We start from the raw sequence: 25,788 nt of genomic DNA, 5'->3' as shown, positions 1-25,788 counted from the left end.
CGTCGATGGTTCTTCCGCGCGTGCCTGCCCGGGCGCGCGCGCAGGGTTGGGAAGTGAGTTGGAGATGACGGACGGGTCGCGGTCCGGCGTGCGCGCTTGGAACCCGGAGCAATGGCGTCTCCGTTGGAAGGTCGGCGCCGTTCTCGCAGTTCCGTTGATCGTGGCGCTGCTGCTGGGTGGATTGCGCATTTCCGACGAGATCCAAACCTCGAATCGGCTGAACGAAGCGGCCGGGAACGTCGACGTGGTCACCGCGGCCATCTCTCTCGAAGCGATCACCAACACGGTGATGGGCGGACAGGCGACCGCGACCGTCGCCGAGGGCGAGTTGGACCATCTCGCGGGAGCGATTGCGACCGCACAGGAGATCTACGACCGCGGCGATCTCGGCACCGATCTGTCGAACGCACTCAAGGACGAGATAGACACCGCGCAGACGGTGCTGTCCGAAGGCCCGACGACAACGACGGCGCTGGCCGAGCAGGCTGCCAGGGCGCACCGGATTCAGGGCGACACACTCGACATCGTCGAACTGGCGCTGCAGGCGGTCGAAGACTCGACTGTGACGGCCGCCAAGAACCAGCTGATCGCCGCGCTCGGCGCCCAGCGCCGACTTTTCGATGAGGTGGTCGGCGGGGTCGCGATTCTGCGGAATCCGACCGGTGGCGGCGACCGGAACGAAGAGCAGGCGATCACCGCCGAATCCGCCATGGTCGATTTGCTCGAGCGTTACTACCCGGAGGATGACCGCCGCATCGCGGACCTCTACAAGGGCATCGAAAACCGTCTCGGCCTGCTCGCGCAGGGCCGGGACACCGGAGTATGGCCGCTGTTCGAAACGCGCGAGTCGTTGCTCGACAGCCTCGGTACCTACACCACGCTGATCCAAAACGCCGCCAGGACGATCACCACCGGTGTCAGCGAGCTTGCCGATACCGCACGCGACCGCGCGATCCGGGATGCCGGAATCGTGTTGGGCGGTCTGCTCATCGCGATCGCGCTCGCCATCCTGATTTCGCGCTCGCTCGTCGCGCCGATCGGTCGGCTGCGCAAGGGTGCGATCGATATCGCCGAACGCGATCTGCCGGCCGAGGTCGATCGAATCAAGCAGGGCGAGCACGCCGCGGACGTGGCGCGCGCACCGATTCCGGTGCAGACGACCGAGGAGATCGGTCAGCTCGCGCGCGCGGTCGAGGAGATTCACGGCCAGGCGCTGCGCCTCGCCGGTGAACAGGCCGATCTGCGCCTGCAGGTCAATGAGATGTTCGAGACCCTCGCCCGACGAAGCAAGACCCTCGTCGACCATCAGCTCTCGCTCATCGAGAACATGGAGTACGAGGAGAAGGACCCGCGCCTGCTCGAGCGGTTGTTCCGCCTCGACCACCTCGCGACCCGTATGCGCCGCAACGGCGACAACCTGCTGATTCTCGCCGGTACCGCGGCGCGCAAGGGTCGCACCGCGCCGGTCGCCGTGGTCGACGTGCTGCGTGCGGCCGTGTCCGAGGTCGAGGACTACCGCCGGGTGAAGCTCGGCGCGACGCCCGATTTGGCGATCGCCGGCTCAGCGGCGAGCGACATCGTGCACCTGCTCTCGGAGCTGCTCGACAACGCGGTGCGCGCCTCGCCGCCGGCCAGCGACGTGACGTTCAGCTTCGCCCGCTCGCAGGACGGCGGCCTCGTGATCGAGGTCTCCGACCGCGGTGTCGGTATCCCGCCCGCCGAGATGGCGGAGATGAACGACCGGCTTGCCCGCCCGGCCGAGGTCGGTCCGGAGACCGCGCGTCGCATGGGACTGTTCGTGGTGGGCCGCCTCGCGGAGCGCCACGGCCTGAAGGTGCGTTTGCGTGCGACGTTCGAAAGCGCTGCCGATCCCGGTCTGACGGTGATGGTCTACTTCCCGAAGCGCCTCATCGACGATTCCGGTGCGGGCAGCAGGCCCGCGCTGTCGCCCATGTCTGCGGGCCGCCCGATGACTCCGGTCGCACCTCGCGATGGTGGCAGCAACGGCACGTCGGCCGCGATCGGACAGTCGCGCGCCGCGACGCCTGCCCTGCCGCTGCGGACCTCGGATACCGCGCCGGCCACGCCTGCCCCGCCGGCTCTGCCGCAGCGGCCGGTCACGACCGAGGCAGGCCTGCCCCAGCGCGCGCCGGGCTCGACGCCCGGTCTGCCGCAGCGGGCACCGGGTTCTACGGAGCTGCCACAGCGTGCGCAGCCGGTCACCGGGACCGGACTGCCCCAGCGAGAGCCGAGCTCGACGCCCGGTCTGCCGCAGCGCGCGCCGGGTTCTACGCCCGGTCTGCCGCAGCGGGCACCGGGTTCTACGGAGCTGCCACAGCGTGCGCAGCCGGTCACCGGGACCGGACTGCCCCAGCGAGAGCCGAGCTCGACGCCTGGCCTGCCGCAGCGCCAGCCGAGTGCGGCCCCCGGATTGCCACAGCGCACTCCGGGCGCCGAGTTCGGCGGCGCTCCTGCCGCCCGACCGGAGTCGTTCACCCCGTCGGCAAGGCCGACCACGGGCGCACCGTCGGCGCGGCCGACCACGGGCGCACCGGCAAGGCCGACGGCCGGGGCGCAGCCGGAACTCAATCGGCACAGCATCCGGTCGGCAAAGACCGCATCGTTCTTCCAGTCGCGGCTCGAACCGCCGGTCGACGAAAACCTCGACAATCCGCCGATCTTCGACGAGATGATGTCGGCCTGGCTGGTCGATCCCGCCACGGAGTCGGGTGCATCGCAAAGCTGGGAGTCCCCGGCCGATGCTGGCTGGAACGCAGCGCGCCGCATTTTCGAGGAGCCAGTGGACGAGCGCACCGAACAGGGCCTGCCGCGGCGGCACCCGGGCCGACGATTGGTCCCGGGTGGCGTCGAACGGTCCGCGCCGGCAACACCGAACAGCCCTGCGCGGCGCAACCCCGACGCGATCCGGAACAGCTTGAGTCGGCACCAGGCCGGCGTGCGTGACGGGCGGGCACAGCGAACGACGAGCACGACGGGAGACGAGCAGGCATGAGTACTGAGCACGTAACGGGCGATGGGCGCCGGCTGGATTGGCTGGTATCCAACTTCGCCGAGCAGGTGAACGGTGTTTCGCACACCGTGTTGGTGTCCGCGGACGGCCTGCTGATGGCCGCGAGCGCGCATCTACCGCTCGACCGCGCGGAGCAGCTGTCCGCGGTCACCTCGGGGCTGGCCAGCCTCGCCGTCGGGGTAGCGAGCCTGTTCGAGGGTGGCTCGGTGCTGCAGTCGGTAATCGAGATGGACCACGGTTACCTGTTGCTGATGGCTGTCGGCGATGGCTCCTACCTCGCCGTGCTGACGAACAACTCGTGCGATATCGGTCAGGTCGGCTACGAGATGGCCCTGCTCGTCGACCGGGTCGGTCCGTCGGTTCAGGCCACTCCGCGCGTGTCCCTGGGAATGTAAAGAAGTTCGCGATGGACCAACCTGTACGTGGCGGCGCGGCTCGTGAGCCGAGCCTTGTACGGCCGTACTCGCTGACCTCCGGTCGGACGGTTCCGGCTGTCGACATCGCGCTCGAAGCACTTATCCAACCGCTTGCCGAGGCGCTCGATCTCGACCTCGGCGAGCTCAGCAACGAAGCACGATCGATCCTCTCGCTGAGTTCGAACTCGCCCTCGGTCGCCGAGATCGCCGTGCACGTGGGCGTACCGGTCGGCGTGGCGAGAGTGCTCGTCGCAGACCTCGTCGAGGCCGGACATGTCCGAATTCAGGCGACATTGCAGGAAGACGCAAGCGACGCAGAGCGCCGCGAGCTCATCGAAAGGGTTCTGAGTGGACTCCGGGGTATCTAAGGCGGCCGGCCGACCCACGTCGGCCAAGATCGTCATCGCAGGCGGCTTCGGCGTCGGTAAGACGACGCTCGTCGGCGCGGTGTCCGAGATCGTCCCGCTGCGGACCGAGGCACTGGTCACGAACGTCAGTGAAGGCGTCGACGTCCTGTCGGCGGTTCCGAAGAAGTCCTCGACCACGGTCGCCATGGACTTCGGCCGCATCAGCCTGAGCGACGATCTGGTGCTCTACCTGTTCGGCACGCCGGGTCAGCAGCGCTTCTGGTTCATGTGGGACGACCTCATCCGCGGTGCGATCGGTGCCATTGTGCTGGTCGACACCCGGCGCCTGGACGAGAGCTTCGCCGCGGTCGACTTCTTCGAGTCGCGTGGACTGCCCTTCCTCGTTGCGGTCAACGACTTCGACGACGCGCCGAAGTACCCGCTCGAGGACATTCGTCAGGCGCTCGCGATTTCGGCGGACGTGCCGATGCTCTCGATCGATGCGCGTAGGCGCGAGTCCGCCAAGGCCGGGCTCGTGACGATCGCCGAATACGCGCTGAAGCGGCTGTCCCTCCCCGCGTCGTACTAGTCTCGCCCCGGTGCCGCTGCGCGCCGCCGGTCGCCTCGGGGAGAATCAGCCCATGGCATCGGATTCCAGCGGCAGCACACCCCGCATCGGGCTCGTCGGCGGCAGCGGGCTCTACGACTTCTTCGGCTCGGACGCCGTCGAGGTCGAGGTCGAAACGCCGTACGGCTCACCCAGTGCGCCCATCACCATCGGCACGATCGGTGCACACACCGTGGCCTTCCTGCCGCGGCACGGGAAGAAGCACGAATTCTCGCCGCATACCGTGCCCTACCAGGCGAACATGTGGGCCTTGCGCACGCTCGGCGTGCGCCGCGTCTTCGGCCCCTGCGCGGTCGGCAGCCTCAGTCCCGAACTCGGTCCCGGCGCCGTGGTGGTGCCCGACCAACTCGTGGATCGGACCTCGGGCCGGCCGCAAACCTATTTCGACGGGCACGGCATTCACGTCGGCTTCGCCGATCCCTACTGTCCGCAATTGCGCACCGCAGCAACCCAACCCGGTACCGTCGACGGTGCCACGATGGTCGTCGTGGAGGGTCCCCGGTTCTCCACCAGGGCCGAGAGCCAGTGGTTCGCAGCTCAGGGATGGCAGTTGGTCAATATGACCGGCCACCCCGAGGCGGTCCTCGCCCGCGAACTCGAGATGTGTTATGCCGCGGTCGCACTCGTGACCGATCTCGACGCCGGCATCGACGCGGGCACGGGTGTGCGCGCGGTGGACGTCTTCGCCGAATTCGAGCGCAATATCGGGCCGTTCAAAGATCTTTTGCGCAAGACAATTTCGGAAGTGCCGGACGGCGACACGTGTGCGCACTGTCGCGCGCACGACGGCGTTTCGCTGCCCTTCGAGTTGCCCTGATCTGCGATGCGGGTACTGGTCACGGGCGCCGCCGGATTTATCGGCAGCCACATCTGCACCGCGTTGGTCGAGGCCGGCCACGAGGTCGTCGGTACCGACGCGATGCTCGACTCGGCGCACGGGCCGGTCGATCCGCCTGCGGATGTCGGCAGGCTCGACGTCCGCGACGCGGCGGGCCTCGACCAGGCGCTGAACGGCATCGACGTGGTATGTCACCAGGCGGCGATAGTGGGTGCAGGCGTCAGCCAGCAGGACGCGCCCGCCTACGCCAGCCACAACGACCTCGGCACTGCGACCCTGCTCGCCGCCATGGCCCGGAAGGGTTGTGCGCGACTGGTGCTCGCGTCGTCGATGGTGGTCTACGGCGACGGGCGTTATCGCAGCGACGTGCTCGGCGAGGTCGTCGCACCAGCACGGCGTACCGCGGATCTGGACCGCGGTGAGTTCGATCCGCGCTGTCCGGCGAGCGGAACGGCGCTGCGCTGGCTGCTGGTTGACGAGGACGCGCCGTTGCGGCCGCGCAGTACCTACGCGGCGAGCAAGGTCGCGCAGGAGCATTACGCGCTGGCCTGGGCGGCGGCGACCGGTGGCAGCGTGATGGCGTTGCGTTACCACAACGTGTATGGCGACCGGATGCCAAGGGACACGCCCTATTCCGGCGTCGCAGCGATATTCCGGTCCGCGCTCGAAGCCGGTGAGCCGCCCCAGGTATTCGAAGACGGCAGGCAGACAAGGGATTTCGTGCACGTTCATGATGTCGCACGGGCCAATGTCGCGGCCGTCGAGCGTGTCCTGCCGGGTTTCGTGGCGCTCAACGTGTGTTCCGGCCGGCCGATTACGGTCGGCGAGGTCGCCGCGACGCTCGCCGAGGCGCGGGGTGGTCCCGCGCCCGTCGTCACGGGCCGGTATCGGGCGGGCGATGTTCGCCACATCGTTGCGAACCCGCGCCGCGCCACCGAGTTACTCGGGTTCACCGCCGCGATCGCGCCGGCGGAGGGTCTGCGGCAGTTCGCCTTTGCGCCGCTGCGTGCCCACGCCGGCGGTGATCCGCCACGGGTGTGATCGTGTTGGTCACCAGTTCGTCAGCACGAGGTGGACCAGCACCAGGGTCCCCGCCGCCTGCAGCGCGAGCCATGCGCGGTGGTGGCGACGGGGGAGGAAAGCTGCGGAGACGAGCAGCCAGGTTGTGAAGGGCAGCCAGATCCGCTCGGTCTCGGCTTTGCTGAGGGCGCTGAGATCGGCCACGACGATCGCCAGCAGCGCCCCAGCGACGAGCAGGCTCGCGCCGTACCGCGCACGCAGGCGGCGAACGGACAGGCTGCGATGCAGCGACGCGGGCACCGCCAGTCCAGTCGCGCACACGGCGGCGGCGAGGTTCGCCCAGCCCCAATAGCCGAACGGACGCTCGGCGGCGATCCCCTGGTAGTACCGCTCGACGACCAGGTGATAGCCGTCGAGCCACCAGAAGCCGCTCGCCGTGAATGCCGCCGCAACCGCGACCGCGCCCGCCAGCGCCGGCAGTAGCGGTCGCGCCGAGCGGCCCGCGATCAGGACCGTCATCGCGGGAATCGCCATCAGCACCATGCCGTAATTGAGGTAGCTGCCGAAGCCGAACAAGACCCCGGCGCAGGCCCCGGCGACCAGGGCGCCGGTTCCGCGGCCGCGCGCCGACACGGCCAGCAGGGCGAGCGCCCATGCCGTCACCGCGGTGAACACCGCGTCGGCGGACACCGCGATCCACACCGCCGTCGGGGCGACCGAGAGAAATGGCGCCGCGGCCCGCGCCCGGGCCGTTCCGGACAATGCGCGCACGGCGATCAGCACCGCGACCGCGGCACTGGTGCCCGCCAGGACGGTGACGACCGCTGCCCACGTCGGGCCGCCGAGGCCGATCCGCTCGAGCGCGACGAACACCAGCAGCGCCCCGGGCGGATGCCCCGCGACGTGGGTGGCCCACGAGTCGGGCTGGAAATCCAATATGCGATCCGAAAAGGACTGCAGCAGAGCGTGAATCCCGGACACCTGCGGCACTGCTTCGAGGTACTCGCCGGGTTCGGCGAGCGGGCGGGTGACGCCACGCTGCCAGCCGTCGACCATCGCCAGTGCGAACGCCCAGGCGAGCGCCGTCGCCCACGTCGTCACCAGCATTGCCGGCCACGTCAGCCGACGCGCGAGCCCGGGCCCGTACCAGGCCGCCATACCCGCGATCGCGATCGCGGGTACCGTCCCCCAGCCGGCGTGCGCCAGCCGCTCGCCGAAGATCGGGGCGGCGCCCGCATAGAGCGTGTCGCGCCAGGTCTGGTCGGCGACGATCGGCACGACCACTGCGACGGTGACGAGCACGGCGCCGAGGCCCGCCCCCAGCAAGTCCCATCGCACCCGCTGGGACGCGGCGACGGGCCGCATTAACCGCACGGTCTTCACGGACCCCACGATAGGTCGCCGGCTCGGCGGGCCTCCCCGGTCGGGGCGGCTGCCGCCCGTCACGTCATTGTTTCGTCATCCCTCGGAACGCGTCGCGGGCGGTTCGCCGGCGATAGCGTTGCTCCTGTGCCTTCCGATGGGTTACCGGAGCAGGCGGTGACGGTGGTGATTCCGTGCCTCGACGAGGCCGCGGCACTGCCGGGTGTGCTCGCCGCGGTGCCGCCCGGATACCGCGCGCTCGTGGTCGACAACGGGTCGCGCGACGGTACGGCCGCTGTCGCGGAAGCGAACGGCGCGACCGTCGTGCACGAACCGCGGCGCGGGTACGGCGCTGCCGTGCAGGCCGGCGTGTACGCGGCACCCGATGGAGTAGTCGGCGTGCTGGACGGTGACGGGTCGATGGATCCCGCCGAGCTGCCCCGACTCGTCTCGGCGCTCGGCGGTGCGGACCTCGTGGTCGGGCGGCGAATTGGCCGTGGCGCAGGTGCCTGGCCGATGCATGCGCGTGTGGGTAATCGGCTGCTGGCGTTGCGGTTACGCCGTCGGTACGGGCTTGCGGTGCACGACGTCGGGGCGATGCGGGTGGCCCGGCGCGCGGCCCTGCTCGAACTCGGTCCGCTGCATCCGAGGTTCGGTTATCCGCTGGATCTACTGGTGCGCGCGGCCGGCGCGGGGTGGACGGTGATCGAGCGAGACATCAGCTACCGTCCGCGCAGTCACGGCAAGTCCAAGGTGTCCGGATCCTGGCTCGGCACCGCGCGCGCCGTGCGCGACTTCTGGGCGGTCCGGTGAGTCCCGGGCAGACGGTCGACCAAGTGCACGCGACATTGCTCGTCGTCGCGAAGGCGCCGGTCCCGGGCTTCGCGAAGACCCGCCTCGTCCCGCCACTGTCGCCCGCGGAAGCGGCGGACCTCGCCGCCGCCGCGCTGCTCGACACCCTCGCCGCCGCGGCGCAGACCCCGGTCCGGCACCGTGTCGTCGCGCTGACCGGAGACCTCGCAGCGGCGCAGTGTCGCGACGCGATCGGCCGTGCACTCGGGTCGTTCGACGTTGTCGCGCAGCGCGGAGTGACATTCGCCGAGCGGCTCGCTGCCGCGCACGCCGATGCCGCCGCGATGTACGGACTTCCGGTGCTGCAGATCGGCATGGATACCCCGCAGCTCACCCCGGGCCTGCTGGGGAACTGCGCCGCCGCGTTGACCGGCCCGGAGGTGGATGCCGTGCTCGGTCCTGCCGCCGACGGTGGCTGGTGGGCCCTGGGGCTACGGGCAGGGGTATCGGCCGATTGGCTCCGGGAGGTGCCGATGTCGACCGATCGGACCGGCGCGGCAACGCTGGCGAGGCTGCGCCGGTTCGGTCTGCGCACCAGGCTGCTGCCCGAACTCGTCGACGTCGACTATCCCGACGATGCGATCCGGGTTGCGGCACTGGGCGGCGCAGGCAGGTTTGTGCCCGCGGTCGGCCTGCTCGCGCATCGACTCTCGGCAGGGCCATCGGGAGCCGAGCGATGAAACCGCAGGCCATCTCGATCGGGTGCGCGCGGTGAGTACGGCGCGAGGTCCCGAGGTCGCAAGCAGGGTCGGTCTCGTACTCGGGGTCGCGGTGGCGATCTGCTTCGTCACCGGACTGCTCAGCCACTGGATCCAGCATCCACCGGAGTGGTTCGTCTGGCCTGCTCATCCAGTGTGGTTGTACCGCGTCACTCAGGGATTGCACGTCATCACCGGTGTTGCGGCGATCCCGCTGCTGCTGGTGAAGTTGTGGGCGGTATATCCGCGGTTGTTCGCGCGGCCGCTGATCGGTTCGCCGGTCCGGGTACTGGAACGTGGCTCGATCGCGGTTCTGGTGGGGGCCGTGATCTTTCAACTGGTCACCGGAACGGTCAACATCGCGCAGTTCTATCCGTGGAAATTCTTCTTCACCACCACGCACTACGCGATGGCGTGGGTGGCGCTCGGTGCGCTCGCCGTACACATCGCGGTGAAACTGCCGGTGATTCGCGATGCGTTGTCCCGACCGCTCGAGCAGGAGACGCCCGACACCGGCGGCCCACGTGTGTCCCGGCGCGCAATACTGATCGCGGCGGGTCTGGCGAGCGCGGTCGCGGCGCTGAGTGTCGCCGGTCAGACGGTGCCCTACCTGCGCCGGATCGCAGTGCTCGCCCCACGCAGCGGCGAAGGCCCGCAAGGTGTCCCGATCAACCGGACCGCCGACGCGGCCGACGTGCATTCGGCCGCAACGGATCCCGGATACACGCTCACAGTGTCGGGAGCGGGGACGAGGCGGTTCACCCGTGGCCAGCTGCTGGCCCTGCCGCAGGTGACGGTGGAGCTGCCGATCGCCTGCGTCGAGGGCTGGAGCGCGTCCGGAAGGTGGACCGGGGTGCGGCTGCGCGACCTGCTCGCGGCGGCCGGGGCCGAGGCCGACGCCGACGTCCGGTTCACCTCGTTGGAAACCTCGGGCATCTATGGTGTTTCGGTGTTGCCGGCGCGACACGTGGCAGACGGCTCCACCGTGGTCGCGCTCGGCCTGAACGGCGCGGCGCTCGATCTCGACCACGGCTACCCGTGTCGGCTGGTCGCGCCGAACCGCCCCGGTGTGCTGCAGACCAAGTGGCTTGCCCGGATCGAGGTGCTCGGCACATGATCCTGCGTCTCGTCCGCATCGTCCTGATCGCCCTGGGCGCCCTGTCGGTCTGGTACGGCGCAACGCTGTTGTGGGACAGCGGGACCGAGGCGTTCCGCTCGATCGTTTTCTGGTTCGCGGCCGGAATACTGCTGCACGACGGCGTCTTTGCGCCGGTCTGCGCCGCCCTCGGACTCGGTGCGCGCCGTGTCCTGCCGTCGCGTTGGTGGGCACCGGTCGCCTGCGGTGCGGTATGCACGGTCGCGCTTTGCCTGGTTTCGCTGCCGGTGCTCACCCGCGGAGGTGCGATGCCGGGCAATCCCAGCGTGCTCGATCGTAACTACCCGGCGGGCCTAGTCGTCGCCGTCGCAGTCGTGTGGCTGCTGGTCGCGGTCGCGCTGCTGGCCGGCAGGCGCATGTTGTTGCCTACTGGGCAAGCCGGCGAGCGATAACCAAGCTCAATTCGCGAGCTGGCGAGCGATCACCAAGCGCTGAATCTGGTTGGTGCCCTCGAAGATCTGGGTGATCTTGGCCTCGCGCATGTACCGCTCGACCGGGAAATCCTGCGTGTAGCCGTAGCCGCCGAACACCTGGACGGCATCGGTGGTCACCTTCATCGCGGCGTCGGTGGCGATGAGCTTGGCGACGCTGGCATTGCGCGAGTAGGGGAGTCCGGCGTCGCGGCGGCGCGCCGCGTCGAGGTAGGTCGCGCGGGCCGAGTCGACGGCCGCGGCCATGTCCGCGAGCAGGAAGCCGAGGCCCTGATGATCGATGATCGGCCGTCCGAAGGTATGGCGTTGTTTCGCGTAGGCCACCGCATCGTCGAGCGCGCGCTGCGCGATGCCGACGGCCACGGCGGCGATGCCGAGCCGGCCGGAGTCGAGTGCGCTGAACGCGATCGGCAATCCTTGGCCCTCGTCGCCGAGCCGCCTTTCGGCGGGCACGAACGCCTCGTCGTAGGCAGCGGAGGTGGTCGGCACCGCGCGCAGGCCCATCTTCTCCTCCGGCTTGCCGAAGCTCAGGCCCTCGGTTTCCCGGGGCACGAGAAAGCAGGAGATCCCGCGGGAACCTTCGCCGGTGCGGGCGAACAGGGTGTAGAAGTCGGCGCGACCGCCATTGGTGATCCAGGCCTTGGCGCCATTGATTCGGTATCCGCCGTCCGCGGCAGTTGCCTTGCAGGTCAGCGCCGCGGCATCGGAGCCGGCCTGCGGCTCGGAGAGGCTGTAGGCGCCGATCAGTTCGCCGCCGAGCATCTCCGGCAGCCATTTCGCCTTCTGTTCGTCGGTACCGAACGCATAGAGGGCGTTGCAGGACAGGCTGTGCACGCTCGTTGCCACCGCAACCGCTGCCCAGCGGGCGGCGATCTCCTCGAGCACCTGCAGGTACACCTCGTAGGGCTGCCCGCCGCCGCCGAATTCCTCCGGGTACGGCAGGCTCAGCAGCCCGGCGTGCCCGAGCGCGGTGAATGCTTCCGCGGGAAATGTTTCGTTCTTCTCGTACGCAACGACATTCGGCTCGAGCACCTTGTCGGCGATGGCACGGGTGAGTTCGATCAGGTCGCGTGCTTCCTCGGTGGGGAGCATCCGGTCGACGGGCATGATTCTCCTGACTGATAACACCTGTTACCGCATCGTATCGCTCTGCCCGACGCAGGCAGTGAGCCGCTGCACTTCCCGGTCCGGGCGGTGACATAGGCCCGGCCCGGGCGGTGACATAGGCCCGGCCCGGGCGGTGACATAGGCCCGGCCCGGGCGGTGACATAGACCTCACTACGGTTGTATGGTCGCCGCCATGCAGTACCGACCGACGGCGGCAGAGTTGCTGACCGCGCTGGCAGACCTGCTCGACGATGTGCTGCTGCCGGCGTTGCCGCCGGCGTTGCAGCACCAGGCGCGCGTGGGCGCGAATATCGCCCGCATCCTGGAACGCGAGCAGCAGCTGGGCCCGGGCGCCGCCGAGCGCGAGCGTGCGGCGCTCGCCGTGGCGGCCGGTGTCGAAGACCCCGCCCAGCTTGCGGCCCTCCTGCGCTCCGGCGGGACCGAGGACCTCGAAGCCGCCGCGTGGTCCGCCCTGGTTGCGGTGTCGCGCGACGACTTGGCAATCGCGAAACCCGGCTACGACGGGTGGGAGGGGCGATGAGCGCGCCCGCCGACCTCGCGGCCGGACTCGCCCGGTTCCTCAGCGACACCGAGGGCCGCGCGATCACGGTCGACAACGTGGTGCCGGTGTCCGCGGGGGCGCGGCGCAGCAACGTGCTGCTCGATGCGCACGACGGCGACCGGACACTCGCGCTGGTTGCGACGATCACGCCCGCTGCGATCGAGCAGGCGCCGACTCAGGTCGAGGCCCGGGTGCGCGAACTCGCCCGCGCTGCCGGGGTGCGCGTACCGAAGGTGCACGCGGTGTGCACCGACGCCGCATATGTCGGTGGTTCGTTCCTGCTTTCCGAGCGGGTGGACGGGGAGACGGTGCCGCGCCGGGTGCTGCGCACGGTCGCGGCCGAGGGAATCGGCGAGCGCGTCGCCGAACAACTCGGCGAGTCGATGGCCCGGCTGCACTCCGTCGACCCCGCGGCCGCCCCGGCCGAACTGCCGGGTGATCCACGGGCCAATCCGGCCGAGACCGAACTGGCCGCCGTTTCCGAACAGGTCGACCGATTGCTCGCCGACCGCCCGGTGTTTTCCTTGGCACTGCGCTGGCTGGAACGCAACCTGCCGACCGTTCCGCACCGGCGGGCCGTGCTGCACACCGACATGCGCAACGGGAATCTCATCGTCGGACCGGACGGGCTGCGCGCCGTCCTCGACTGGGAGGGTGCGCAGCGCTTCGGTGACCCGATGCGCGACGTCGCCTGGCCCGCGCTGCGCATGTGGCGTTTCCGTGAAGATGCCTGCGAAATAGGAGGATTCGCCGGACGCGACGCGTTGGTGCGCGGCTACGAGGGCGCCGGTGGCACCTTCGACGAACAACGTTACGAGTGGTGGAAGGTGCTCTGCACGGTGTGGTGGGGCGCCGGACTGGCCACCCAGGCCGCTGCACACCTGGACGGCACCGCTTCGAACATCGTCATGGCCGCCAGTGGCCGGCGGGTACCCGAGATCGAATGGGACCTATTGATGTTGTTGCGGCCCAACTGATTCTGATCGAAACACGGCACGAAGGAGTGCAGATGGATTTCGAACTGCCCACCAAACTGGTCGAATACCTCGCCGAACTGGACGAGTTCATCGAGCGCGAGATCAAACCGCTCGAGCAGGCCGACGACAACATCCGGTTCTTCGACCATCGCCGCGAGGACGCGCGAACCGACTGGGACAACGACGGTATTCCGACCAGGGAGTGGGAGGACCTGCTCGGGCAGGCGCGTCGCCTCGCCGATGCGGCCGGCCATTTCCGATACCCATTCCCGCCCGAGTTCGGCGGCCGCGGCGGCACCAATCTGGACATGGCGGTCATTCGGGAACATCTCGCGCGCAAGGGCCTCGGTCTGCATTGCGACCTGCAGAACGAGCATGCGGTGGTCGGCAACAACGTCGCGTTGCTGCTGATGCTCGAGTACGGCACCGCGGCGCAGAAGGCCGAGTGGGTGGACGATATCGCGGCGGGCGACCGGTTCTTCTCGTTTGGCATCACCGAACCCGACCACGGCTCGGACGCCACACATATGGAGACCACCGCCGTCCGCGATGGTGACGAGTGGGTAATCACCGGCGAGAAGACTTGGAACACCGGCGTACACGCCGCCGCAGCCGACCTGATTTTTGCGCGCACCTCCGGCAAACAGGGAGATGCCAAGGGCATCACTGCTTTTCTCGTGCCGATGGATACCCGCGGACTGAAGATCGAGGAATACCTGTGGACCTTCAACATGCCCACCGACCACGCCCGCGTCTCGCTGAATCAGGTACGGGTGCCGGATTCGGCGATCTTCGGCGGGGAGGGACGTGGTCTCGGCGTGGTCCAGCACTTCTTCAACGAGAACCGGATTCGGCAGGCCGCTTCGAGTCTCGGTGCCGCCGAATATTGCATCGACCAGTCGATCGAGTATGCCAAGACGCGCAAGCCGTTCGGTAAGCCGCTGGCCGCCAACCAGGCCATCCAGTTTCAGCTCGTCGAGCTCAAGACCCAGTGCGAGATGCTGCGCACGATGGTGCAGAAGACGGCGTGGCTGATGGATCGCGACGGCGCGTTTTCGCAGTCGGAGCAGGTGTCGATGTGCAACTACTGGTCCAACCGGCTCTGCTGCGAGGCCGCCGACCGGGCGATGCAGATCCACGGCGGGCTCGGTTACTCGCGATACAAGCCGTTCGAGCACATCTATCGCCATCACCGTCGCTACCGGATCACCGAGGGCGCCGAGGAGATTCAGATGCGCCGCGTCGCCGGGTACATGTTCGGCTTCATGACGCAGCGGGCCCCGAAGGGCGTCGGCTGAACACCGCACCGAAGGCGCACCGACAGTGTTCCTACTGAGTGCGTTGATAGCTGCGGAACGCCGAGATCGCCCAGCCGAATGCGAGGGCTGCCAGCACCGTCAGCAGCCCCATGCGCCAGGCGATTTCGGTCCAATCGTGCGTTCCGGCGAGCCCGGCGCGGCCGATGTCGACCGCCCAGGACACCGGGTTGTACCGTGAAACCGCCTGCGCCCAGCCGGGCATCAGATCCGGGTTCATCATTGCGGTGGACAGGAAGGTCGCGGGTAGCACGATCATCTGCGAGATGCCGATCAGTGCGACCTGGCTGCGCGCGGTCAGGGCAACTGCGTTCGAGCACGAGCAGAAGATCGCGGCGAGTAGGGTCGCCGCGACCAATGCGAGCACGATTCCTTCGATACCGCCGGGATAGCGTGCGCCGGTGAGCCACCCGATCACAAGCACGATCAGCGACTGCGCGAGTCCGACCACGAGCAGTTGGGCGAGCTGCCCGGCGAGCAGCGCGCTTCGGCGCACCGGCGCCGTCAGCACCTGGTTCATCACGCCGCTGTCGATGTCCTCGATGTAGCCGGTGCCTGCCCAGGCCCCGGAGAACAGCACTGTCATCATCAGAATCCCCGGCACCAGGAATGTGATGTAGTTTTCGTCACCGAATCCCGGTATGGCGCCGATGGATTCGAAGACCTGGCCGAACAACACGATCCACACGACCGGCTGCAGCAGCCCGATGAAGAAGCCCCACGACTCGCGGACGCTGCCGCGCATCCAGCGCACGAACAGCAGCGTGAACGCGACCGGCCAGCTCGCGGCGCGATCCGCGTCGGTGCGCGCCGCGGCGATTGTCGCACTCATGCTGCCACCGCCTCGGTGGTCGCATCGGCACGGTAGGCCCGCCCCGCGTAACGCAAGTAGACGTCGTCGAGTGACGGCCGCGCGACCGACACCGCACCGAAGGCGATCCCGGCCTGGTCCAGAGCGGAGATGATTCGGCCGATGATCGCCGGGGGATCGTCGGCCCGAGCGAACAGGCGACCGGTCGGGCCATGGGCCTCAACTACGATATGGCGCAGCGCACCAACGGATTCCGCGACCGAGCGCACCGCGTCGACATCGGGTGCGATCAGTTCGACGGTGATGGTGTCACCGTCGAGGCCTGCCTTCAGCTCCGACGGTGTCCCTTCCACGACCGCGCTGCCGTGATCGATGATCAGCAGCCGATCCGCGAGCTGATCGGCCTCTTCGAGGTAGTGCGTGGTCAACACAACCGTCAGCGAGTGCTCGGCGGCGAGACTGCGGATCTCGGCCCACATCTGCGCGCGGGACTCGGGATCGAGGCCGGTGGTCGGCTCGTCGAGGAACAGGACCGACGGCGAGTGCACCATCGCGATCGCGACATCGAGTTTGCGCCGCATACCGCCGGAGAGGGTGATGAGTTTGCGGTCCGCGGTGGCGGTCAGATCGAACCGGTCGAGCATGGCCGCCGCGCGGTCCTGCGCGTCGGCCCGCGTGACACCGCGCAACCGGGCAGCGAGCACGAGGTTCTCCCGCGGTGTTTGGCGCTGATCGGCGCCGGTGCCCTGTGAGACGTAACCGATGCAGCGGCGCACCCGGTCGGCCTCGGTGCGCACGTCGAAGCCGGCCACCCGGGCGACGCCGGACGTCGCGCTGCTCAGGGTCGTGCAGATCTTGGTCAAGGTGGATTTGCCTGCGCCATTGGGGCCGAGCAGGCCGTACACGGTGCCCGCCGGGATGGCGAAACTCAGGTGGTTCAGGGCGGTGATTTCTGCCGCACTGCGCCCGCCCGGATAGGTCTTGGTCAGGTCGACGGCGGCAACGGCCTCGGCCATGGGGGATCGAGTCATCGGGTGTCCCTACTTGATAGTGAACTGGATAGGTGAACCCGACCGTGCGCGCTGGCGATACATTGGTTGTGCAGACGAAACGTATCGGCGCTCGCGTCGGTCGGTTCGGATCCGGTGGCGGCTCGGGTGTTGGCGCACCCGGGCCGTCGCTGTTGGTGGCTATTGGGGTGGCGTGATCGATACCCCCATTTCCTCGGCGATGGATTCGATGTCGGCATCCGCGATCCGGGTAACGCCCAGTTCGGCAAGCCGGTCGTGCAGCTGCTGCCAACCGGCGGTGCCGCCGAGGGCGCCCGTGTCGATCCGGCCGGCGAGCGACTCGGCGAATGCGAGTTCCGCCCGCACCATCGCGGCTTCGTAGTGCGTCTCGATCACGAACAATTCCGGCAGCATGCCGGCGGTAGCAGCAATATCGTTGTCCAGCAACGCTATCCGTTGGCGGAGATGGTCACACCTGGTGCGCAGGAGTTCGCCGGCCTCGTCCGGCGCAAGCACGGCGAGAAAGGACAGCGCAGCCATGAACTGCGGATACTCCTTCACCGGCGTCGCGACGAGATCCCGCATCCAGGAGAGGACTTCGGTGGTGCCGGCATCCGTGAGCGCATAGACCGTCCTAGCAGGGCGGTTGCCCTCCCGCTCGGCGCCCATGGCGCGGATGAGGTCCTGCTTGGCGAGTGCCTCGACCACCGCGTAGAGCGAACCGAAATTCAGTCGTACCGAGTCGTCCTTGTGGCGTTCACGCAGGGTCTGCGACATCTGATACGGATGCATCTCCTGCTCGTAGAGCAGCACGAGAACGGCGAGCGCCAGCGGGTTGGACCGCCGGTTTCGTGCGCGGCCGGCCAAGGCACCTCCTTATTACTCTGAATAGAGTATCCGATTCAGAGTAATCGGGCAACGGCGCGCCGGTACGTTTGGGGTTGTGAGTGGATCCGGGTTGCTGCGCCTCGAGGTGATCGTCGGGAGCGTCCGTGCGGGAAGGTTCGCGCCGGTCGTCGCCGACTGGTTCATTCGTCGCGCCGAAAACGACGGCCGGTTCGACGTCGGCATCCTCGACCTGCTCGATGCCCAACTACCCGACGACCTTTCCGAGACGGACGAGACGAGCGCATTCCGCGAACGGCTCGCCGCCGCCGACGCGTTTGCCGTCGTCACGTCCGAGTACAACCACGGCTATCCGGGTGCGCTGAAGACGGCGATCGACAGTGCGAAGTACGAATGGCGGGCCAAGCCAATCGGGTTCGTCTCCTATGGCGGGCTGTCCGGTGGGCTACGCGCCACCGAACAATTGCGCCAGGTGGTTGCCGAGGTGCACATGGTGTCGGTGCGCGAGCAGGTCAGCTTTCATCGCGCGCGCAAACGATTCGACGAGAACGGTGAGACAACCGACGGCGCGGCGATCGACGCGTCCACGCGCATGCTCGGGCAGCTGGCGTGGTGGGGCGGCCTGCTGCGGGCGGCTCGGGCGAGCAATCCCTATCCGGGTTAGTGGCCGCCGCTCAGCTCGCATACGTCGGTTCGGGGCGACGGCGCGGCGCGCGTGGCCGGCCGATGAAGGAGGTTTCGCGCGGAATCGAGACAAGGTTCAGTTCGACACTCTTGCCGCTGCTTTCCAGCATTACCCGGCTGCCGACCGCACCCGGCTGATGCAGCGAGACGTCGGCGCGCCGGCCCGGCCACTGCGACGGATCCGAGGTCAGATACATCGTCGTGACGCCGGCGTGCGGCGGCGGTGCCACCACGCCGTCGATCATCGTGGCGTTGAAACCGGCATCGGAATACTGGGTTTCGGTGACGACACGGAACTTGTCCGGGCTCGCGACGGCGGTCACCATCGGTTCCCAGTCGTGCGGGCGGTCCGTGCGCACGAGGACGCGCGCGCCGATCGCCAACGCGCGGAACACCACCTGCTGCGCCAGATACAGCTCGCCCGCCAGATACACCGTGGAGACGCCGGTGCCGACGAGTCGCGTCGCGATGCCATTGCCCTGTGCGTCGGAGCCGACCAGCTGACCGCATCCGGCGGTGGGTAGCCGCAGCCGGTCGAGCTTCGCGATCGCCATATCGCCACGCGGCACGACATCCTCGAGATCGGCGACGGCGATCGGGAGGTGCGCGAGCACGGCATCGCGATGTCGGCCGCTCATCGTCACCACACCGGCCGTCTTCGGCAGCTCGGGCAGCGCACGGGAGGTCAATCGCCATGCGGCACCCACCGATACCGATTCGGGTGTGCTGCCGGGACGCAACCGCACCACCGTCGTAGTACCGCGGGACGGGGCGACCCACAGCCGCGCGAGCAGTTCCGAGCTCAATGCGTTGGGCTGGATGGCCGAGCCGATGTTCACGTTCTCGCCGAGCTGAGCGAACTTCCACGATTGCATCAGCCGTCGCGGATCGGTGCCACCGGTGATCTGCAATACCGCCTCGCGGATCTCGGGTGCGGTGAGTACACGTGAGCGACAACCGACCTCGTCGAGGGCTCGGACGATCCGGCGCGTCGCGATCGTGATTGCCCTGGACGCGCCCTCCGCGCCGCCGCCGCGTCGTTCCACCGCGTCGGGGCAAGCCAGCGCATCGAAACAGATTGCGAGCCAGACCGTTCGGACCGCGGTGGCCGGAAGTGGGCCGATCAGCTGCTCGTAGACGCCACCGGCCGGGGTTCCGGACCGGCTGCGATAGCCGTGGCTGACGATGTCGATACCGGCGAGCTGGATGTCGTGCTGGTCAAGGTTGCGCGCGAGGTCGGCGACCGGAAGTAGGTGGGTGGCATCGAAATCCGCGCGCGAGATCGACGTCAGACCGCCGACCGGGGCGAGCACCTCGACGACCGCGACCACCCGGCTGCCGTCCCAGTACAGCCCGAGTGAACGACCATCGGGTGAGCGGAAGTCGACGGTTTGCCCGAGGGGGTACTCGCTGTGGTCGCGGTAGCGGCGGGCGATACGCAACCAGCCGAACAGCGAATTCCTGGCTATCGGGATGAGCAGGATGAGCGCGACGGCCACCGAGATGCCGACGGCGATCAGGACGCAGACGCTGGCCGCCGCTGCCCCGACCCCCGCGACGACGGCGATCGATTGTGCGGCAAGTACGTCGGCGCCGGTGATCCGGTCCCACACTGGACGCGGACGACTGCCACGGCGATCCGGCATTCGATTTCCCCCCGAGTGCTCGATGGCCGGCCCCCGTCTCGGCGGCCGGTGCAATCGCAATTCGTCGACACTGTACGCTGTCGGGTCGAGTGCGTGCTGACCGGGGGAGGAACAATGCCAGCACAGCCTACGACTCGATGGCAAGTCAGTGGCTACCGATTTTTGGTGCGGCGGATGGAGCATGCGCTCGTCCGGCGCGACGTCCGAATGCTGCACGATCCGATGCGTTCGCAGTCGCGCGCGCTGACGGTCGGCGTGGTTCTGGCCTGCCTCGGTCTCGCGGCATGCGGTGTGCTCGCTCTGCTGCGCCCGCAGGATCGGATCGGTGACAACAAGATCGTGGTTGGTAAGGATTCCGGCGCGATGTTCGTCGTGCTCGGCGACACCGTCCACCCGGTGATGAACCTCGCCTCCGCGCGACTCGCGGTCGGTGACGCGTCGAAACCCGCCATCGTCAAGGACTCCGCCATCACCGGGCGACCGCGCGGGCCGCTGGTCGGAATTCCGGGTGCGCCTTCGGCATTGCCGTTCGACTCGAAGGGCGCAGGCCGGACCTGGACCGTCTGCGACACGGCAGGCGGGTCGAGCGCAAGCAATTCGGTGCTGATCGGTTCCCTCGATTCCTCGGGCGAGCGCGCAGCGCCGCTGTCCACCGGGGAAGCGCTGCTGCTGGAGTCGGGGCCTGACACCTATCTCGTTTACGACGGCAAACGCGCCAAGATCAACCTCGACGACCGCGCCGTCACTGCAGCGCTCGCGTTGGGCTCGGTCGACCCACGGCCCGCGAGCGCCGGCCTACTGAATGCGATACCCGAGGTCCCCGCGATTGCGCCACCGAAGATCGAAGGCGCGGGATCGCCACCGTCGTACCCGATTTCGGGTCTGCGGATCGGCGCGGTCGTACAGATCCCACGCGGCGAGTCCACCCAGTACTACGTGGTGCTGCGGGACGGGTTGCAGCAGATCAGCGCCGCTACCGGCGACATCATCCGCTCCGCGGATTCGCAGGGCACCACCGAGATCACCAAGATCGCGCCGGACGTGCTGAGCCGGGCGCCGGTCGTGACGCAACTCGACGTTGCCAACTTCCCGCAGACCGCGCCTACGGTGGTGAACCCCGCCGACAAGCCGGTCGGCTGCCTGTCCTGGTCGCCGATCGCCGGCGAGGCCGACGGTGCGGATTCCGCCGGCGGTGTCGTGCACGCCCAGATCAGCGTGCTGGCCGGGCGCGGCCTGCCGATGGCGGACAACGCCAGGATGGTGGCGCTCGCGCAGGCCGACGGCTCCGGCACGAAGGCCGACAAGGCGTACTTCGCTCCGGGGTCGGGTGCGTTCCTGCAGACGACGGGCATCGCACCGACCAGTGCACGCAAGGACGCACTGTTTTATGTGTCGGACACCGGCGTGCGCTACGGCGTGGCCGATGCCAAGGCTGCCGAGCTGCTCGGCCTGACCGGGCAGCCCGAACCGGCGCCGTGGCCGATCGTCGGATTGCTCTCGCCCGGGCCGACTCTCGGCCGGGATGAGGCGCTGGTGGCGCACGACGGTGTGCGGCCGGACGCCGCGCCCGCAGCATTGCCGTCGTCCGGCTCGTAGGCGGGACTCGGCGCGGCAGGTTAACCGGAGCGCCGGGTCCCGGTGCTCTGCGCACGAACGCGGCGACGCATCGGGAACGATGCGAGCATGCCGATGACCAACAGGACACCGACCACCGCCGTGCCGATCAGCGCGGTGTTGCGTCCGCGACGGTCGGGCGCGGGAGGCGCGGCCGGGATGGGTATTGCGATCGCGGCGGCACGTGTGGGCTGCTTGGACACCGGCGCACCCGCGACATCGGCGGTGACCGCCGCGTATGGATCGACCACGCCGAATCCGACCCTCGAGTTCCAGCCCTCGGCCGGTGCATGCGCGGTGGCCTCGATGCGCTCGATGACTTCGCGGGCGGACAGTTGCGGGAACCGGGCGCGCACGAGCGCGGCCGTGCCCGCGACGAACGGCGCGGCAAAGCTGGTACCGGAGAACGATTCCGTCGCACCCTTGTCGTCGACCTTGGCGTTGGTCAACCCGGGACTGCGCGGGTCGAGGGAGACGATCTGCTCACCGGGCGCGGCCACGTCCACCCACGGACCGGGGACGGTGAACTCGGATGGGGCGCCGTCGGCATTCACCGACCCGACGGTGAGGACATAGTCGTCGTACCAGGCGGGCGAGACGATCGTGGTGACTTTCGCCCACGGGTCGGCGTCCGGGTGCAACGGATCCGGGCCGGGATTGCCCGCCTGGCATCGGTCGTTATTGCCGGCCGCCGCGACGACGACGACATTCCTTTGCAGCGCGGCATACTGGACCGCGGCGCCGAGCGACGCGTCGTTCATGGCGGATGTCGAACAGGCGACCTCGGAGATATTGATAACGGTCGCACCAAGATCGGCGGCACGCCGGATCGCGGCGGCCATGGTGCTGGTGTTGCCGTAGCCGTCGGCAACATCCTCCGGTTGTTGCTGCTTCGATCGCCCGGCCACCTGCCAATGGCTGCTCGACTGGCGGATGCTGACGATCCGCGCCTGCGGCGCAACTCCGGAGAAACCATCGCCCTCGGCTGGACCGGCCGCGATGATGCCCGCGACGATCGTGCCGTGTGCATCGCAGTCATCGGTGCCATCGGTGGTGCTCACGTAGTCGCCTGCGCCGACGAGGCCGGGCAGCCGCGGATGGCGGGCAACCCCGGTGTCGATGACGGCGACGGTCTGACCGGCGCCCTTGCCGAACGCCCACGCCGACGAGACGTCGAGGTCACGCTTCCCGGCCGAGCTGTCCGAGCCCGTTCGCACCGTCTCCCAGCAGGCGGTCTTCTGTTCGGTCTTGTCCGGCGGGGCGGGGCTGACGTTGGCCGGCAACCGGCTCGGATCCACCACCGGGGGACCGCCGGCGAACGCGCTCACCGAACCGAGCGCCGAGCACATCAGGACGACGGTCGAGGCGGTGGCCAGCCGGGCCGTCGTGCGGGCGGTACTCACAGCCCGCGGACGAGGGCGTAGAGTTCGGCGACCCAACAGACCAACGGAATAACGGCTGCGGCACAAGCATATTCGGCAATCTCGGCGGCGCGGCGCAGCGGCGGCGAGAACGTCTCGTTCGGTGCCACGATGCCGAGCAGCAGCGCAAACAGCGCCACCCCCATCGCGGCACCGAACACCGCCAACGGAGCCTCCGCGGTGACGCCGGCGCCGATCAGCAGCCCAACCAGGATTGCGAAGCCGCCCGCGATCAACGTGAACGCCTGCTCGGCGCCTGCGTAGGTGCGGCCTCGGAACATCAACACGGCAGCGCAGGTTGCGGCGAGCGCCGTTGCGGGCCAATCGACCCGGCCGCCACCGGTTTCCGCCGTCACGATGGCGGCACAGGCGGTGAGGATCGTCGCGCCGATGATGATCCCGGACATGAATCGTCGTGCGTTCGCGGCCCGTTCGCGCAGTGCGGTGAACGACAGCGCCGCGGCTGCGTCGTCGTCGCCCGGTTCGGCGCCCGGTGAGGGCACACCCGGCAGCGGCAGCTTGGCCAGCATCATCGAGATCCGTGGTGCGAGAGCGATTGTCGCGAGCGCGACGCCGGCGAGTACCGCGGCAATGGCCTGCACCGACTGGCTGGTCAGGGTGCCGACGAGTTCGGCAGGAATGAGCAGCGCCGCCATGGTTGTCGTCGCCGTGAACACGCGCAGCCCGGCCGTGCTCATGCGTAGTGCGACGACGGCGGTGGCACCGGTCAGCGCCGTCCCCATCAGCGCGTGCGCCCACGAAACCTGGCCGGGTACCAGGAGGAAGCCCGCGGTAGCGGCCGTCGGTAGAGCGCAACCGCAGAGCACCAGCGCGCTCTCGGCGTCGTGATACACCCGCCCGACCACCGAGCCCGCGGTCACGAACAGCACCGTCAGCACCACGGCGACAACCGCGCCGATGACGTCGTCGGCCGCCTGCGCGTCCCACATCAGCGCGAAGCAGCCGGCCACCGTCGCGATCACTGCCGCAATGGAACCCATCAGGCGCGCGGAACCCGGGGTCCAGCGGCGGTAGCTGTCGGCACCGGCGGCGGCGACGCTGTACATGATGTCGTCGAAGAGCGGCTGGGGCGCGCCGTGCTGCGCGCTTTCGAGCATGAGCAACTCACCGTCGCGCACACCGTGCTCGTTCAGGCTCAGCGTCGCCGACAGCGGGGACTGGCCGACCCGCGCGAGTACCCACTCGGACGGTTCGCTCTGTTCGACGACGTCGTCGAACTCGTTGCTGCGTCCGTGGGCGGCGATCAGATCGACGATGCCGGGAATCAGCAGCGCGACCGGAACTTCCGCGGGCAGCGCCAGATCGACCTGCGTGCGCTGCGCGACGATGGTCAGCCGACACAGCTCCGGCGCCCTGACCGCGGCGTGCGATGTATGGTCCTGCGTCGACAAACTCGCGTGCGTCACTGCTTTCCCCCCAGCATTGATTGGTGACCCGGGGCCCCTGACCCGCGTCCGGCAGCGAAAATTCCCCGCCACTGTACGGCACGCCCCGCATCGCGGCTGACCAGCAGGTAGGACGAGGTAGATTGGCCGCGGGGATTAGTTGATTCAGGGGGTCCAGGCCATGACCGTGGTCGCTTCGCTGTGCGTCGGCACCGACGCGGTGTGGGCGCGGGTGTGGCGCGACGGCGTCCTGACCGACGCCGAAGGCGGCCCACGGGCGACCGACGCCGAAGGCGGCCCACAGGCGACCGACGCCGAAGGCGAGGGGTCGGCAACTGCCGATTCCGGCGCCACTGCCATCGGCGATCTGGTCGACCGGCTGTCGGCGGCACGGATCGTCGCCTGCTTCCCTTCGCATTGGGCCGGACCTCGTCGCGACCGACTTGCCGACCTGCTCGGCGGGCGAGGGGCGGTGGTGGCGATGATGCCCGCAGGGGTCGCCGCGGCGGTCGCGGTCGACGAGACCGGCGGCGTGGCGCGCGGGGTCCGACTCGTTGTCGTCGAACTCGAGCGGCTCGCCACCACGGTGAGTTATGTCAACCCCGCACTGGACGGGGCCGAAGTCGTCGCCTGTGAGCGCGAACCGACCGTCGGCGCCGACGATCTGCGGGTGCGTGACCCGGCCGAGCCGACACCCGTCGAACCGCTCGCCACCATCGTCGCCATGGCGGAGCGGGTGGCCACGGGCCGCGCGGTGGACGAGGTGGTCGTCGTCGCGGACGAGAACCCGGCCGCCCTCGAACCGTTGCTCGCCGCGCTGGCGCGTTCGGGTCCCCGCGCGGGTCGCGCGCGGGTGTTGTCGCCGCGCGAGATTTGTCCGCCGGCAGCCGATCATCCGGAAGGGGAGATCCAGCGAAGCCGGATGCGGCCTCTGGTGCTTGGCGCGGTACTGCTCGGAGCGGCCGCCGGGGGCGGGCTCTGGTGGTGGCTCGGTGTCGAATCGCTCGGCGACGAGCAAGCGACAGCGTCGGCGAATTCGGTTGTGTCGAGCCCGGTTCCGCCACCCGCCGGCGACGTGGCGTTCGAGAACGGCCGGGTGGAGTTCGTCGCGCCGCCGGGCTGGACGGCCCGCCCTGTGGATCCGCAGCGGCCCGGCAGGCTGGAGTTGGTGCCCGCCGACGGCACGCCTGAACGGATCATCGTCATCCAGAATGCGATCGACCCGGGCCTCGGCTACGACGAGGTCGCGTCCGCACTTGCGGACAAGATCGCCGAACGCGGAACCGACGGACCGTTCGGCGATCTGCAGCGCGACGTTGTGTTCGCGGGGCGTCCCGGGGTGTCCTACCGGGAGACGCCGAGTGCGGCATCCGAGGTCCGCTGGCACGTCGTGGTCGAGCAGGAACTGCAGGTCAGCATCGGTTGTCAGAACCCGATCGACGGTTGGCAGGTGATCGAGCCGGTCTGCGAGAAGGTGGTGCGCAGCCTGGTCATCACTCCGGACGGCTGATCCTGGCGCACGCGCGCGGTAGCCGAGGACGAGACGAATTCAAGCTCTGTCGGAGCAGCAAGGTAGATTGTCGTCCCGGGGCAGGTCTATCAGGGGGAG

Annotated in this window: 24 protein-coding genes; 16 read left to right on the top strand and 8 right to left on the bottom strand. The window is 68.8% G+C overall.

Features of this window, described 5'->3' with window-relative positions:
- The first annotated feature begins 64 nt into the window (after window positions 1–64).
- The 6 genes from OG921_RS12335 to OG921_RS12310 are packed head-to-tail and all read left to right on the top strand — an operon-like array spanning window position 65 to window position 6,301.
- On the top strand, window positions 65–3,013 hold the full coding sequence (locus tag OG921_RS12335; protein ID WP_266112728.1) for an ATP-binding protein: 2,949 nt from the start codon (window positions 65–67) through the stop codon (window positions 3,011–3,013).
- The gene (locus OG921_RS12330; RefSeq protein WP_266112727.1) at window positions 3,010–3,426 is read left to right on the top strand and encodes a roadblock/LC7 domain-containing protein; all 417 of its coding nucleotides are present in this window, start codon (window positions 3,010–3,012) and stop codon (window positions 3,424–3,426) included. Before OG921_RS12335 ends, OG921_RS12330 begins: the two co-directional genes overlap by 4 nt.
- An 11-nt stretch (window positions 3,427–3,437) precedes the next feature.
- Window positions 3,438–3,815 carry a DUF742 domain-containing protein gene (locus OG921_RS12325; protein ID WP_266112726.1) on the top strand — a complete coding sequence of 126 codons (378 nt, stop codon included), beginning with the start codon at window positions 3,438–3,440 and terminating at the stop codon, window positions 3,813–3,815.
- Window positions 3,796–4,383, top strand: a complete 588-nt coding sequence (locus tag OG921_RS12320) for an ATP/GTP-binding protein (RefSeq protein ID WP_266112725.1) — start codon at window positions 3,796–3,798, stop codon at window positions 4,381–4,383. Before OG921_RS12325 ends, OG921_RS12320 begins: the two co-directional genes overlap by 20 nt.
- A gap of 52 nt (window positions 4,384–4,435) precedes the next feature.
- Complete coding sequence (locus OG921_RS12315) at window positions 4,436–5,239, top strand: S-methyl-5'-thioadenosine phosphorylase (protein WP_266112724.1); 804 nt, start codon at window positions 4,436–4,438, stop codon at window positions 5,237–5,239.
- A gap of 6 nt (window positions 5,240–5,245) precedes the next feature.
- The gene (locus OG921_RS12310; protein WP_266112723.1) at window positions 5,246–6,301 is read left to right on the top strand and encodes an NAD-dependent epimerase/dehydratase family protein; all 1,056 of its coding nucleotides are present in this window, start codon (window positions 5,246–5,248) and stop codon (window positions 6,299–6,301) included.
- Between the two features lie 9 nt (window positions 6,302–6,310).
- Here OG921_RS12310 and OG921_RS12305 read toward each other — a convergent pair whose 3' ends face one another.
- Complete coding sequence (locus OG921_RS12305) at window positions 6,311–7,663, bottom strand: hypothetical protein (RefSeq protein WP_266112722.1); 1,353 nt, start codon at window positions 7,661–7,663, stop codon at window positions 6,311–6,313.
- A gap of 126 nt (window positions 7,664–7,789) precedes the next feature.
- On the opposite strand from OG921_RS12305, the gene OG921_RS12300 reads away from it, so the two are divergent.
- From OG921_RS12300 to OG921_RS12285, 4 genes are read left to right on the top strand one after another with little or no spacing between them, the layout of a single operon-like run.
- Entirely contained in the window at window positions 7,790–8,455 is a 666-nt protein-coding gene (locus tag OG921_RS12300) for a glycosyltransferase family 2 protein (RefSeq protein ID WP_266112721.1), read from the top strand.
- Complete coding sequence (locus OG921_RS12295; RefSeq protein WP_266112720.1) at window positions 8,452–9,174, top strand: DUF2064 domain-containing protein; 723 nt, start codon at window positions 8,452–8,454, stop codon at window positions 9,172–9,174. Before OG921_RS12300 ends, OG921_RS12295 begins: the two co-directional genes overlap by 4 nt.
- A gap of 22 nt (window positions 9,175–9,196) precedes the next feature.
- On the top strand, window positions 9,197–10,309 hold the full coding sequence (locus OG921_RS12290) for a molybdopterin-dependent oxidoreductase (RefSeq protein ID WP_266112813.1): 1,113 nt from the start codon (window positions 9,197–9,199) through the stop codon (window positions 10,307–10,309).
- Window positions 10,306–10,740, top strand: coding sequence for a hypothetical protein (locus OG921_RS12285; protein WP_266112719.1), 435 nt, complete (start codon window positions 10,306–10,308; stop codon window positions 10,738–10,740). The genes OG921_RS12290 and OG921_RS12285 overlap by 4 nt, the downstream gene beginning before the upstream one ends.
- 6 nt (window positions 10,741–10,746) lie before the next feature.
- On the opposite strand, the gene OG921_RS12280 is transcribed toward OG921_RS12285, so the two are convergent.
- Window positions 10,747–11,886 (bottom strand): acyl-CoA dehydrogenase family protein, encoded by a 1,140-nt coding sequence (locus OG921_RS12280; protein WP_266112718.1) that lies wholly within the window; start codon window positions 11,884–11,886, stop codon window positions 10,747–10,749.
- A 193-nt stretch (window positions 11,887–12,079) separates the two neighbouring features.
- Here OG921_RS12280 and OG921_RS12275 point away from each other — a divergent pair, with 193 nt between their 5' ends.
- The 3 genes from OG921_RS12275 to OG921_RS12265 are packed head-to-tail and all read left to right on the top strand — an operon-like array spanning window position 12,080 to window position 14,723.
- Window positions 12,080–12,427, top strand: a complete 348-nt coding sequence (locus OG921_RS12275; RefSeq protein ID WP_266112717.1) for a DUF6285 domain-containing protein — start codon at window positions 12,080–12,082, stop codon at window positions 12,425–12,427.
- Window positions 12,424–13,425 carry a phosphotransferase family protein gene (locus OG921_RS12270; protein WP_266112716.1) on the top strand — a complete coding sequence of 334 codons (1,002 nt, stop codon included), beginning with the start codon at window positions 12,424–12,426 and terminating at the stop codon, window positions 13,423–13,425. Before OG921_RS12275 ends, OG921_RS12270 begins: the two co-directional genes overlap by 4 nt.
- Before the next feature lie 32 nt (window positions 13,426–13,457).
- Window positions 13,458–14,723 (top strand): acyl-CoA dehydrogenase family protein, encoded by a 1,266-nt coding sequence (locus OG921_RS12265; protein ID WP_266112715.1) that lies wholly within the window; start codon window positions 13,458–13,460, stop codon window positions 14,721–14,723.
- Between the two features lie 31 nt (window positions 14,724–14,754).
- On the opposite strand, the gene OG921_RS12260 is transcribed toward OG921_RS12265, so the two are convergent.
- From OG921_RS12260 to OG921_RS12250, 3 genes are all read right to left on the bottom strand, one after another.
- Entirely contained in the window at window positions 14,755–15,573 is an 819-nt protein-coding gene (locus OG921_RS12260) for an ABC transporter permease (protein ID WP_266112714.1), read from the bottom strand.
- Entirely contained in the window at window positions 15,570–16,583 is a 1,014-nt protein-coding gene (locus OG921_RS12255; RefSeq protein WP_266112713.1) for an ABC transporter ATP-binding protein, read from the bottom strand. The genes OG921_RS12260 and OG921_RS12255 overlap by 4 nt, the downstream gene beginning before the upstream one ends.
- A gap of 159 nt (window positions 16,584–16,742) precedes the next feature.
- Window positions 16,743–17,429, bottom strand: coding sequence for a PadR family transcriptional regulator (locus tag OG921_RS12250; protein WP_266112712.1), 687 nt, complete (start codon window positions 17,427–17,429; stop codon window positions 16,743–16,745).
- Between the two features lie 76 nt (window positions 17,430–17,505).
- Here OG921_RS12250 and OG921_RS12245 point away from each other — a divergent pair, with 76 nt between their 5' ends.
- Window positions 17,506–18,072 carry an NADPH-dependent FMN reductase gene (locus OG921_RS12245; RefSeq protein ID WP_266112711.1) on the top strand — a complete coding sequence of 189 codons (567 nt, stop codon included), beginning with the start codon at window positions 17,506–17,508 and terminating at the stop codon, window positions 18,070–18,072.
- Window positions 18,073–18,082: 10 nt separating this feature from the next.
- On the opposite strand, the gene eccE is transcribed toward OG921_RS12245, so the two are convergent.
- Window positions 18,083–19,738 (bottom strand): type VII secretion protein EccE, encoded by a 1,656-nt coding sequence (eccE, locus tag OG921_RS12240; protein ID WP_266112710.1) that lies wholly within the window; start codon window positions 19,736–19,738, stop codon window positions 18,083–18,085.
- Between the two features lie 114 nt (window positions 19,739–19,852).
- Between eccE and eccB the strand changes: the two genes are divergently transcribed.
- Window positions 19,853–21,334 carry a type VII secretion protein EccB gene (gene eccB, locus OG921_RS12235; protein WP_266112709.1) on the top strand — a complete coding sequence of 494 codons (1,482 nt, stop codon included), beginning with the start codon at window positions 19,853–19,855 and terminating at the stop codon, window positions 21,332–21,334.
- 20 nt (window positions 21,335–21,354) lie between these two features.
- Here the strand turns inward: eccB and mycP are convergent, their stop codons facing one another.
- Both mycP and eccD read right to left on the bottom strand, forming a co-directional pair.
- Window positions 21,355–22,701: a type VII secretion-associated serine protease mycosin gene (gene mycP / locus OG921_RS12230; protein ID WP_266112812.1), complete on the bottom strand. Its 1,347-nt coding sequence runs from the start codon at window positions 22,699–22,701 to the stop codon at window positions 21,355–21,357.
- 50 nt (window positions 22,702–22,751) lie between these two features.
- Window positions 22,752–24,200, bottom strand: coding sequence for a type VII secretion integral membrane protein EccD (eccD, locus tag OG921_RS12225; protein ID WP_266112708.1), 1,449 nt, complete (start codon window positions 24,198–24,200; stop codon window positions 22,752–22,754).
- Between the two features lie 160 nt (window positions 24,201–24,360).
- Here eccD and OG921_RS12220 point away from each other — a divergent pair, with 160 nt between their 5' ends.
- Window positions 24,361–25,689, top strand: coding sequence for a type VII secretion-associated protein (locus OG921_RS12220; RefSeq protein WP_266112706.1), 1,329 nt, complete (start codon window positions 24,361–24,363; stop codon window positions 25,687–25,689).
- The last annotated feature ends 99 nt before the right edge of the window (window positions 25,690–25,788 follow it).

The sequence above is a fragment of the Aldersonia sp. NBC_00410 genome (assembly GCF_026342035.1).
GTDB lineage: Bacteria > Actinomycetota > Actinomycetes > Mycobacteriales > Mycobacteriaceae > Aldersonia.
This window is presented reverse-complemented; position numbering and strand designations above follow the sequence as displayed.